6 protein-coding genes are annotated in these 12,020 nt (G+C 51.6%); 5 read left to right on the top strand and 1 reads right to left on the bottom strand.

Annotated features, from left to right (window positions below; genetic code table 11):
• Nucleotides 1–369 precede the first annotated feature (369 nt).
• Nucleotides 370–2,172: an acyl-CoA dehydrogenase C-terminal domain-containing protein gene (locus BFW38_RS11680; RefSeq protein WP_068998915.1), complete on the top strand. Its 1,803-nt coding sequence runs from the start codon at nucleotides 370–372 to the stop codon at nucleotides 2,170–2,172.
• Between the two features lie 327 nt (nucleotides 2,173–2,499).
• Nucleotides 2,500–4,299 (top strand): acyl-CoA dehydrogenase C-terminal domain-containing protein, encoded by a 1,800-nt coding sequence (locus tag BFW38_RS11675; protein WP_069000427.1) that lies wholly within the window; start codon nucleotides 2,500–2,502, stop codon nucleotides 4,297–4,299.
• 98 nt (nucleotides 4,300–4,397) lie between these two features.
• Here BFW38_RS11675 and BFW38_RS11670 read toward each other — a convergent pair whose 3' ends face one another.
• Complete coding sequence (locus tag BFW38_RS11670) at nucleotides 4,398–7,208, bottom strand: putative bifunctional diguanylate cyclase/phosphodiesterase (protein ID WP_068998913.1); 2,811 nt, start codon at nucleotides 7,206–7,208, stop codon at nucleotides 4,398–4,400.
• A 557-nt stretch (nucleotides 7,209–7,765) separates the two neighbouring features.
• Between BFW38_RS11670 and BFW38_RS11665 the strand changes: the two genes are divergently transcribed.
• From BFW38_RS11665 to BFW38_RS11655, 3 genes are read left to right on the top strand one after another with little or no spacing between them, the layout of a single operon-like run.
• Complete coding sequence (locus tag BFW38_RS11665; RefSeq protein WP_068998911.1) at nucleotides 7,766–9,079, top strand: c-type cytochrome; 1,314 nt, start codon at nucleotides 7,766–7,768, stop codon at nucleotides 9,077–9,079.
• Between the two features lie 18 nt (nucleotides 9,080–9,097).
• Nucleotides 9,098–9,577, top strand: coding sequence for a (2Fe-2S)-binding protein (locus BFW38_RS11660; RefSeq protein WP_068998909.1), 480 nt, complete (start codon nucleotides 9,098–9,100; stop codon nucleotides 9,575–9,577).
• On the top strand, nucleotides 9,561–11,870 hold the full coding sequence (locus tag BFW38_RS11655) for a xanthine dehydrogenase family protein molybdopterin-binding subunit (RefSeq protein ID WP_068998907.1): 2,310 nt from the start codon (nucleotides 9,561–9,563) through the stop codon (nucleotides 11,868–11,870). Before BFW38_RS11660 ends, BFW38_RS11655 begins: the two co-directional genes overlap by 17 nt.
• Nucleotides 11,871–12,020: the final 150 nt, after the last annotated feature.

Here is a 12,020-nt window from a genome sequence, read left to right as displayed (position 1 = left end):
TCTCTCTTCTCTCTTCTCTCTCTCTCTCTTCTCTCTTCTCTCTTCTCTTTCTTTTGGTTTTCACTTGGATCAACTTGCTGCCTTCGGGTCAGTCTAAGGCCGCAGTTCAATTGTGCGTTGCTTTGATGCTTCTATGAGCGATGTATTCACGCTTGGTCGTTATTAACTCTTAGCCGTTATTAACTCTTAGTCGTAGATGGCGGCTGGCTCTCTTGACACTCGTTCAGGCTTGGCTTACGTTTCAAACATACGTTTGATTCTGGTGCTGGTCATCAACCTTGTTGATTGATTAGGAGGGTGTGACCTAGGCATCGGAGTTGTCTTATTGATGACATTGCCTGCTCCTGTTGGAGCCACTGAGAGGTCGATATGCCCACATACAAAGCTCCATTGCGTGATATGCGCTTTGTGATGAATGAGTTGCTGGAATTCCCCAAGCATTATGAAACCCTGCCCGGTGGGAGTGATGCGGTCGAGGTGGCGGATGCGATTCTCGAAGAAGGGGCTAAGTTTGCGGAGAATGTGCTGACTCCTCTTAACCTGTCAGGCGATCAGGAAGGCTGTTCATTAAAAGACGGTGAAGTCACGACCCCTAAAGGCTTTAAAGAAGCTTATCAGCAATATGTGGAAGGTGGCTGGCCCTCAATGAGTCAGGACCCGGACTATGGTGGGCAGGGGCTGCCGCACTCTTTGGGCATGGTACTCAATGAGATGATCACCTCGTCTAACCTGGCATGGGGTATGTATCCGGGCTTGTCTCATGGCGCCATGGATGCTTTGCGTCATCATGGGAGTGAGGTGTTGAAACAGACCTATCTCACCAAGCTGATTGAGGGAACCTGGACAGGCACCATGTGCCTGACTGAACCGCATTGTGGGACAGACCTGGGGCTGATTAAAACCAAAGCTGAGCCACAGGATAATGAGACTTACCGGGTCACTGGGACTAAGATTTTTATCTCAGCAGGTGAACATGATCTCGCCGAAAACATTGTGCACTTGGTGTTAGCGAAGCTACCGGACGCTCCTGCTGGAACCAAAGGCATCTCTTTGTTTTTGGTGCCCAAGTTCATGCCTAATGATGATGGCACGCCAGGCACACGCAATGCCGTTCAGTGTGGGGCGTTAGAGCACAAGATGGGGATTCATGGTAACTCCACTTGTGTGATGAACTTTGATGGGGCTACAGGGTTTTTGGTGGGTCAGCCTAATAAAGGGCTGTCAGCGATGTTTACCATGATGAATGCGGCCCGCATTGGGGTCGGAATTCAGGGCCAGGGCCTGACAGAGGTGGCCTATCAGAACTCATTGGCTTATGCCCGTGATCGCTTGCAAATGCGCGCGCTTTCCGGTTCTAAAGCGCCAGAGAAAGCCGCTGATCCGATTATCGTACACCCTGATGTGCGACGCATGCTGCTGACTCAAAAGGCTTTTTCTGAAGGTGGTCGAGCCCTGATTTATTACACGGCGAAGCTGGTTGATCAAGTTGAGCACGGTAGTGATGAGGCCAAGGCTGATGCTGATGAACTTTTGGGGCTTTTGACACCGATTGTGAAGGCTTTCCTGACCGAAGCTGGGTTTGATTCTACCAATGAAGGGCTGCAGATTTTTGGTGGGCATGGCTTCATTGCCGAGTGGGGCATGGAGCAGTTTGTGCGTGATGCCCGTATCACCCGATTGTATGAAGGTACGACAGGTATCCAGGCGTTAGATTTGTTGGGGCGTAAAGTACTCATGAATCAAGGTGAATCGCTGCGTAAATTCACCAAGCAGATTCATAAGTTCTGCCAGGCCGCTGAAGATGAGCAGATGAGTGAGTTCACTGAGCCCTTGGCGAAGGTCAATAAAGAATGGGGCGAGCTGACCATGAAAATTGGCATGGCCGCGATGCAAAATCGTGATGAAGTCGGGGCTGCCTCTTTTGATTACTTGATGTATTCCGGCTATGTCACACTGGCGTACTTCTTTGCTCAGATGGCTCAGGTCGCACAGCGTCAATTGGCCAGTGGCACCTCCGAAACGGCATTTTATCAAGCTAAAATTGAAACGGCTCGTTTTTATTATCAGCGACTCTTGCCGCGCACTCAGGCGCTGGCCACTTCAATGCTGGCGGGAGCCGACACCTTGTTAAACCTCAGTGAAGATGATTTTGGGCTCGCTTTCGAAGTGTGATGTCGTCTTCAGGTATCGTCCCTGAGGTATGGTCAGTCACCGATGACGCTAATGAATGTCATTAATCGATAACACAATTGACGACACTCTACTAAGCGGCTCATGTTGAGCCGCTTTTTTTATATCAAGAGCCGCTAGAGATCAGTTCAAGGCGCGTTATCACTTGTATTGTATTGATCATGTGCGAGGCTTAAATAGTGGAGACTTGTGAGTCACACGGGGATCTTTGTGCTGTGCAGCATAAAGCGTATGATGACTAGAAAATGATTTTCCGTCATGGAGAGCCTTGGCTCTCCACTTTCACAACTTACGGACAGAGGTGAAACCATGGCAATGTACAAGGCCCCATTACGGGATATGAGCTTTGTCTTGAATGAAGTTTTTCAGGCGTCTGCATTATGGGCTTCCATGCCTGCGACAGAAGAGGTGACGCCTGATCTGGTGGATGCCATCCTCGAAGAGGGGGCCAAGCTGACGGAGAATGAACTGTTTCCGATTAATCTCAGTGGCGATCAGGAACAGTGCCAGTATGCCGATCAAGCGGTCAAAACACCGGCAGGCTTTAAGCAGGCTTTCCAGGCACTGGCTGAAGGCGGCTGGTTAGGGCTAGGCGGTAACCCCGAATATGGTGGGCAAGGTATGCCGAAAATGCTCACCGTACTCTTTGAGGAAATGCTTTATGCCTCTAATGCGGCTTTTGCCTTGTACCCGGCGCTCAATAATGGGGCTGCGTTATTGCTTGACTCACATGCTTCCGATGAAGTGAAAGAGCAGTACTTACCGCCGATGTATGAAGGTCGTTGGCTGGGCACTATGTGTTTGACGGAGCCTAATTCCGGGACAGATCTGGGCCTGATCCGCACTAAAGCTGAGCCGCAAGATGATGGCAGCTATGTGATTACGGGCAATAAAATCTGGATCACAGGTGGTGAGCATGACCTTTCAGAAAATATTATTCATCTAGTCCTGGCTAAGTTACCCGATGCGCCTGCAGGTACTAAAGGGATTTCTCTCTTTTTGGTGCCCAAGTTTTTAATTAACGAAGATGGCTCTCTTGGTGAACGCAATCCGGCTTTTTGTGGCTCGATTGAGCACAAGATGGGGATCAAGGGATCGGCCACCTGTGTGATGAACTTTGATGGCGCTCAGGGCTGGATGATTGGTGAGCCGAACCGTGGCTTGGCGGCCATGTTTACGATGATGAACTATGAACGTTTATCGATTGGCATTCAGGGGTTAGGTTTAGGCGAAGTGGCGTATCAAAGTGCGATGGATTTCTCTCGCGATCGTCTCCAGTCCCGTGCGCCGAATAAAGCGAAACGATCACCTGACAAACCTGCTGATCCGATTCTCGTGCACCCCGATGTACGACGTATGGCGCTGAATGTACGTGCCTTTAATGAAGGCAGCCGGGCATTTGCCTCCTATGTGGGCATGCAGCTGGATATGAGCAAATATAGTCAAGCTGATCAGCAGCGACAGCATGCGGCTGATCTGGTGGCATTGCTGACGCCAGTGGCAAAAGCCTTCATCACTGACCGGGGGTTTGATGCCACAGTTGAAGCGCAGCAGATTTATGGCGGAAGTGGCTATTGCCAAGAGTGGGGGGCGGAACAATATGTACGGGATGCCCGTATCGCTCAAATTTATGAAGGCACGAATGGCATCCAAGCGATGGATCTGGTCGGGCGTAAAGTTTTTGCGAACCAAGGTGCTTTTGTCAAAATCTTTACTGACGATATTCGCACCTTTATGGCCGAGTGTGATGGCCAGGCAGAGCTCAAACCTTGGCTGACTCAGCTCAATCAGGAGTTAACTCGATTAGAATCTGTGACTGATTGGTTGATTGAACAGGCCCAGCAGAACCCCGAAGAGTTAGGCGCGGCCGCAGTTGATTATCTCAATCTGTTTGGCCTAGTCGCTTATGGTTATATGTGGGTGCGCATGATGCAAGTGGCCTATGCCGCTCAAGATAGTGATACGTCCGGCTTTTATCGGGCTAAGCTGCAGGTTGGCAGTCACTACATGAAGCGTATTCTGCCCCGGACTTTGGGCTTAGAGGCCCAAATCAAAGCAGGATCTGAAGTGCTTATGGCCATGGATGAAGCGGACTTCTATCCCGCATAAGACCTATAACAGCATGCTTGTCGTTGACGCCCGGCCTTTATGGCTGGGCGTTTTAATATATAAGACTCTAATGCGGCGCTGGCAGGGTTCCGTTGGCATCAATCGTTGTATTCGATTGCTTGGGTCATTTCCGTCAGGGTCTGCTGAATCTTGATAGAAGTCTCTTCCAGTTGGTCGAAAGGCACGGGGGGAGAAAAGAAATAGCCCTGTACCAGTGTGCAGTGATTGTAGCGTAGATAGTGGAACTGCTGTTCTGTTTCCAGCCCCTCGGCAACGACTTCGATATTGAGCTTTTGTGCCATAGCCGTGACGGCGGCGATAATCGCCATATCATCTGGGTCGGCTGGAATATCCTGGACGAAAGAGCGATCAATCTTGAGGGAGTGGACAGGCAACTGCTTCAGATAACTCAGTGATGAGTAGCCGGTACCAAAATCATCAATGGATAAGGTCACCCCCAGTGCTTCCAAGTCATGCAAGAGGGCGAGGCTTTGATCAATTTGCTCCATGAGCGCCGTTTCGGTGATTTCCAGTTCCAACTTTCTGGCGGGTAATCCGGTGCGCTCCAGAATTTGTGCGATTGAATGCACCAGCCCAGGGTCTCTCAACTGACGTGGTGAGAGGTTCACCGCGACATAGTACGGTTGCTTGCTGGTTTCTCGCAGCTGTTTGATTTCACGGCAGGCCTGCTCGAGCACTTGATATCCCAGTTCGACAATTTGCCCGGTTTCTTCTGCGACACTAATAAAGTCCAGTGGCGGGATCATGCCATGCTGAGGATGGTTCCATCTGACCAGGGCTTCAAACCCCCTGACTTTACCTGTTTTTAAGTGGATTTGAGGCTGGTAATGGAGCGTGAAATGTCGTTGCTCTAAGGCATCCCTTAACTCGGTTTCCAAGCGCAGTAGGTGGCTGGCCCGCGTATTCATTTCCGGTGTAAAAAACTGGTAATTGTTGCGCCCTTCCTGTTTCGCCCGGTACATAGCGAGATCTGCATTTTTCAACAAACCTGTGGGCGTGTCACTGTCTTGGGGTAAAAGTGTGATCCCAATCGAGGTGGTGACAATGATATTTTGTTGGCCCAACTGGATGGGGGCCGCTAAGGCTTTAATGATTTTGTTGGCCACATGGGCCGCAACTTCAGGTGCTCGAATACGATGTAATAAAATCGTGAATTCATCGCCACCTAATCGAGCGACTGAGTCGGCTTCGCGCACACAAGTCTTCAGACGTTTCGCGGTTGTCATCAGGAGCTGGTCGCCCGCGTCATGGCCTAAGGTGTCGTTAATGCGCTTGAACCGGTCCAAATCTAAATAGAGCAAAGCCGACAGGTGCTCATATCGACTTGCATCGCGAATAGCCTGTTGTAATCGTTCTTTGAACAGGCGGCGGTTTTCCAACCCGGTCAAGGTATCGTAGAAGGCCAGATTTTCCATTTTTTGGTGAGCTTGTTTGAGCTCTGTAATATCTTCAGCGACCACGACAAAGTGTTCGGGAGTTGAACCTTTGGCTTCAATCGATAACGGTGCAATCGAGACCATGAGCCAGAAGCGCCCACCGCGCCGATGGGGAACTGAAAGCTCGCCGCGCCACTGGCCTTGCTTACTCATGGTTCTGAGGATTTGTGTGCGCTGCTCAGCACATAGGTAGTGTCGCATTAACTCCATGAGAGAGTGGCCCAACAGCTCATCAGTGCTATAACCAAACTGTTGGGTAAAGCGTTCATTGATATATAAAATTTCGCCACTACCCGCGGTCAACATGACCGCACTACCGCTACGCTCCAGAGCCGTTGACATTAATTGGAGCTGCTGTGCCTGAGCGCGTTGCTCGGTGACATCAATGGCGATGCTGAGTACCGCCGCTTCACCGGCTTGGTCCGTGAAGCGTAATTTACTGCTTTGCCATTGGTGCATTTGTCCCTGACGGTCAGGTAACTGCTCTTCCTGCATATACAGGGCTTGGCCACTTTCAATGACGGTTCTTTCGCTGGCCCAAGTGGATTCTAATATATCGCCATGGCTGGAGAGCTCGGCGGCGGTATGTCCCAGCATGGCCTCAGGCGTGCTCTGAAAAAAGCGTGCAGTGGCTTGGTTGGCCAGAATGAATTGGCCTGAGAGGCTGCGGGCATAGATCATATGGGGCACTAAGTCGATCACTTGGCGCAGGCGTGATTCACTCTGTTCACGAGAGCGCATCAGTTGGCTGAGTTTACGGGCCATCAGTAGGGCAATGAGCAGAATGAGGGCGATTACAACCAATAAGGGGAATAGTGCGGCTTTCACCAGGGCCTTGCCAGGTAATGGCAAGGGATAAGTGAGATAGCCGATCGCTTGCCCTTGATAATTGTGTAGCTCAATGCTGGCTGTGTCTGCTGCGTTCACGGGGTTCGGCGTGATTTGCAAATGTTGCAGTGCAAGCGGCGTCGCCCAACGGGCTAAAAGCTCGTTATCTATCGGTGCGATCATGAGTAAGGCTTCACCGGGTTTTGCCATCGGTTGAGTGGCAAATAGCCAGACCGTATTTTGATGGCGCATCAGCCCCATGCGATGCGCCTGAGTCAGAGGGGTTAAGAGCGCAGGAGGGGTCGAGATATGAGGTGACCCGGTACAGTCCCCACTTTGCCAACGGTCCTGGTGGCGCCACCAGATGCAGCCTTGATAGAGTTGATGAGGTATGCGCTGTAGAACACGCTTATCCGGCATGCTATTGGCCAATGTGGCGATTTTTTGAGCATCATTGGCCAGCTGTCTTTGAGCTGTCTCCAGCGCGCCAATGAGATAATCTTGTGCGGCTGCTGTTGCGCGATGATCCATATCCCGCCCAGTGATCAGCAATAGCACGATCAAGGCAATAATACTGCTTAACGAAATGGCTAAAAAAGGACCAAGAATTCGAAACGACCACATAGCGCGCCGAGCATACGGTTGGGGGCCTATTCAGGCCAGGGAGGCAATGAAAGGAGAGTATTGTACGCGCAGTTCAAGGCTGCGTCATAAAAGATGTAATAAAAATAGAGTTAATTGTGACTAGAATATAAGATTGAGTTGCAAAAAGGTAGTTGCAAAAAAAATCGTTTTGAACGGTTGCCGTTCGTATTCTTCAATGAAGAGCGCCGCGCGATAAGTTGATGTAATTTTTGAACAGTCACTCAAGCATCATGTGCTAAACTAGTTAGTGCACGATTTAATCGATAGCTTGTTTTAAGTGATAGCTTGTTTTAATCAAGAATTGATGTCGTTTGCGCGTCAGTATCCATTGGCTGCCAAGGTTTCGCTCGACGAATCCTCCGGCAGGTCAAGTGCTGGCGTCGATCGTGTTGAATCAACCATGATTGAATGAACATAACCCATGATCGCTTTTAAGCGGCTTATGAGCAGTGCCATGAGCAGCCCTGATGGGCTTTATGGCGCTGATCATTGACCTGAAGTATTGATTGACCTGACCAATGATGAGGCATTCTTTTATGCGAAAACGCCTGATATATGGCGTGTGTCTAGTGGCCATTGTGGGGCTGGCAGGTTTTAGCCTCTACGCCTGGCATCCCGCTATTGACCCGATAACGCCCCCTTCGGCTGATCAGTTCCCACAAGAGATGATTGATCAAGGTGAAATGTTGGCGTCAGCCGGTTATTGCAGCACCTGTCATACCTCTCCCGGTGGCCAGCCTTATGCTGGTAATTATGAAATGCACACCGGTTTCGGCACGATTTATTCCAGCAATATTACACCTGACCCTGAAACGGGGATTGGTCGCTGGTCTGAAGAGGCGTTTATCAGAGCGATGAGAACAGGTGTGAGCCGTGATGGCCACCATCTGTTACCGGCCTTTCCCTATGAGCACTTCAACAAAATGACAGATCATGATCTCAAGGCGATTTACGCCTATATCATGACGTCTGTTCCCGCCGTTGACGAAGAGAAAAAGGCTAACGGCGTTCCTTTCCCTCTCAATATGCGTTGGCTGCAAGCCGGGTGGAAATTGTTGTTTGCTGATACGGCACCCTTTGAACCTGATCCGCAAAAGTCTGATCAGTGGAATCGTGGCGCTTATTTAGCAGAAGGGGTGGCGCATTGTGGCGCTTGTCATACGCCACGCAATGCGGTGGGCGCCGAGCAATATGATCAAATGTATGAAGGGGCTGCGATTGATGGCTGGATTGCGCCTTCTCTGACCCCATCAAACCCTTCGCCGATCCCTTGGCGTCAGCAAGATTTTTATACCTATCTGCGCACCGGTAATTCAATGTTACATGGCAGTGCGGCTGGACCTATGGCTCCAGTGATCCATCAGGGGCTGGCGGCATTGCCTGATCGTGATATTCAGGCCATCAGTCTTTATCTGTCTCATGATGAGCCGTCGCAGGTTGATCGTGATGAAGCCTTAGATGCAGAGTTCCATGAGGCGTTGCAGTCAGCTTTGACTGATCAGGCGACGATTCCAGATGCCCGGATTAATGAGGGGGCACGTCTTTATGCCACCGCTTGTTCGTCTTGTCATTACAACGGCCAACATCTAGTCAAAGGTCGTCCGCTTCTGACTATTGATTCTTCAACTCACCTGGATGCCCCCACCAACTTGGTCAATGTGATTTTGGATGGCCTACGGGCAGACCAAGGTATTTCGGGTGTCGTCATGCCTGGATTCCGTGATGCCCTGAGTGATGCTGAAATTGCACAGATTGCCGCTTATTTACGCCACACTGCGGGCGAGTCACCTTGGCCTAACCTGCAGCAGCAGGTCACTGACGTTCGTCAGCAGCCACGGTTCGAGCATTAACTCAGGGGAGAAAGCACAATGGCACAATTTATTTTAAATGGTCAGGCCGTCGTTGCTGAGGTGGATGCTGATACCCCTCTGCTATGGGTGATTCGCGACGAATTGGGTATGACGGGCACTAAGTTTGGTTGTGGTATCGGCACTTGTGGCGCCTGTACTGTTCATGTGGGAGGACGGGCGACTCGTTCGTGCACCACGCCAGTATCGTCTGTAGAAGGTGCTGAAGTTACCACGATTGAAGGTTTGTCTGAGCAGGGCGATCACCCGGTTCAGGAAGCTTGGCAGCATTTGCAGGTGCCCCAATGTGGCTACTGCCAGTCGGGTCAGATTATGCAGGCGGCGGCATTGTTGAAAGATATTCCCGAGCCGACTGATGAAGAGATCGATGGGGTGATGAGCGGCAACTTATGCCGCTGTATGACGTATGTCCGTATTCGTGCTGCGATTAAAGATGCCGCTCAAAAAATGAAGGAGGCAGACAATGGCCAAGTTGCGTGATGAAGCCAATGGGTCTGCCGGTATCTCCCGCCGAGGCTTTTTGGTTGGGATGACCGCTTTAGGGGTGAGTTTTGGCTTTCCTACTGCGGCCTGGGCAGCCATGAATCCGGCTAATGCGGATGGCCGTGTGTTGCCTGATGATGGCCGGGCTTATGAGCCTACCCTCTGGTATTCGATTGATGAAGCGGGCCAGGTGAAGGTCAACATCATTCGTGCTGAAATGGGCCAGCATGTGGGAACCGCTATTGCGCGGATTTTGGCCGATGAGCTGGAAGTGGATTGGGACAATGTCGATATTATCCATGTCGACAGTGCTAAGCGCTGGGGGTTAATGGTCACAGGGGGGAGTTGGTCTGTCTCTCAAAGCTGGCCTATTTATCGTCAGGCGGGTGCCGCTGGCCGTACCGCGATGATTGAGGCGGCGGCGCGGCATTGGGGCATTTCGCCGAAAGCGTGTCAGGCCAAACACGGTTATGTCGTGGCTGGGCAGCGACGTATCAGCTATGGCGAACTAGTGGCTCAAGGGGTGTCACGTCAGTTCAGTGAAGATGAGCTGAAAGCCTTGCCGCTGAAGCCGAATCAGGATCTGAAGTTAGTCGGGCAGGCCGTTAAGTCGTTGGATATCGAGAATAAAACCAATGGTCAGGCGATTTTTGGTATCGATGCTCAAGTCGACGGGATGGTTTATGGCTGCCCCCTTGTGCCCCCCACGCGCTATGGCGCCCGTGTGACTGCGGTGGATGATAGCGAAGCCCAGACTGTGCGTGGCTACCAACAGACCTTGCAACTAGATGATCCCAGTGGTCATGTGCCGGGCTGGGTGATGGTGATTGCGGATAGTTTTTATGCGGCTCAGAAGGCTGCCCAAAAAGTGAAGGTCAGTTGGGCGGCCGGTGAGGCGTCTAAAGTTTCCGAGTCGGATATCATTGAGCACGGCCGTCGTTTATTAAAAGATGCCGCTCAAGGGGCCATTCTCGATACCGGGAATGTGGATACAGCGCCGGTTTTTGACCAGGCGAGCACCCAGATTGAGCAGGAGTATCTGACGCATACCGTACTGCATGCGCAAATGGAGCCACTGAATGCTCTGGTATTCCGCAATGAAGAAGGAATCTGGGAAGTTCACTCTGGCTGTCAATGGCAATCGTTGACCTTGCCTTGGTTGGCTAAAGCGCTGGATGTTAAAGAAGAGCAAGTGATTATTCGGGCCTATCTGTTAGGGGGCGGCTTCGGGCGTCGTCTCAACGGTGATTACACGGTCCCGGCGGCATTAGCCTCAAAAGCGTTGGGAGGCAAACCAGTTAAAATGGTCATGACCCGACCTGGCGATATGCAGTTTGATAGTCCACGCTCTGCCTCTGTGCAACAGCTGAAGATGGCGTTCGATGCCGACCAGCAGGTGGTGGCCATGGAGCATCATGCGTCTGCCGGATGGCCGACACAGGCCATGGTGCCGAGCTTTATGCCTGCGGGGGTGAATGGTGAAAAGTATGATCCCTTCTCCATTGCCGGTGCGGATCATTGGTACAGTGTCGGGGCGCAACGTGTTCGCGCTGTTGCTAACGATTTAGCTAATGCCAGTTTCCGTCCTGGATGGTTGAGGTCGGTTGCGCCTGGGTGGACCAATTGGGCCCTTGAAAGTTTTATGGATGAGGCCGCTCATCATGTGGGACAAGATCCGCTGGATTTCCGCCTAGCCCATTTGAAGGCCGAAGGGCGTAATGCCGGTGAAGGGCCGATTGCTAAAGGGGGGGCTGACCGTCAGGCCGCTGTACTGAAAAAAGCCGCTGAGATGATTGGCTGGGGTCAGGACTTGCCTCAAGACACCGGCATCGGCATTGCGACGACCTTTGGTCAAGAGCGCGATATGCCGACCTGGGTGGCCTGTGCCGTGCAAGTCCATGTCGATCGCTCAACCGGTTTGGTGGATGTTCAGAAGCTCTATGTGGCGGTTGATGCCGGGGTCATTGTCGACCCGAACGGGGCTGAAGCTCAGTGTCAGGGCGCCGCTTTGTGGGGCCTGTCGATGGCGCTTTATGAAGGTACAGCGCTACAGCAGGGGCGTTTTAAGGATGATAACTTCAATAGTTATACCCCCCTGCGTATTCAGCAAACCCCAGAGGTGAAGGTTGAGTTTATCATCACGGATGCGGCGCCTGCGGGCTTAGGTGAACCGGCAACAACCCCTGTCGCGCCAGCGATCGCGAATGCGATCTATGATGCGGTGGGGGTTCGTTTACGCTCAATCCCAATGCGCCCCGCTGATGTTAAAGGCGCACTGAGCCAAGCGTAACCCTCTCTTACGTTCAGCGTATGATCCCCCTGTGCGGGAAGTCCCTTAGGGGCTTCCTGTCACGGTTGAGTTGAGCGCCAAGCTTTAAAGTCTGGGTATAAAGCCTGGATTGAACGCATGACTTTAAATGCCCCGATCACGCTGAACATA

The organism is Terasakiispira papahanaumokuakeensis (genome assembly GCF_001709345.1).
GTDB lineage: Bacteria > Pseudomonadota > Gammaproteobacteria > Pseudomonadales > Halomonadaceae > Terasakiispira > Terasakiispira papahanaumokuakeensis.
Note: the sequence above shows the minus strand (reverse complement) of the source record. Positions and strands in the feature narration are given on the sequence as shown.

Excerpts from the sequence above, each read along its gene's own strand:
- BFW38_RS11670 (WP_068998913.1), bottom strand. The coding sequence starts at position 7,208 with ATGTGGTCGTTTCGAATTCTTGGTCCTTTTTTAGCCATTTCGTTAAGC.
- BFW38_RS11680 (WP_068998915.1), top strand. The coding sequence starts at position 370 with ATGCCCACATACAAAGCTCCATTGCGTGATATGCGCTTTGTGATGAAT.
- BFW38_RS11675 (WP_069000427.1), top strand. The coding sequence starts at position 2,500 with ATGGCAATGTACAAGGCCCCATTACGGGATATGAGCTTTGTCTTGAAT.
- BFW38_RS11655 (WP_068998907.1), top strand. The coding sequence starts at position 9,561 with ATGGCCAAGTTGCGTGATGAAGCCAATGGGTCTGCCGGTATCTCCCGC.
- BFW38_RS11660 (WP_068998909.1), top strand. The coding sequence starts at position 9,098 with ATGGCACAATTTATTTTAAATGGTCAGGCCGTCGTTGCTGAGGTGGAT.
- BFW38_RS11665 (WP_068998911.1), top strand. The coding sequence starts at position 7,766 with ATGCGAAAACGCCTGATATATGGCGTGTGTCTAGTGGCCATTGTGGGG.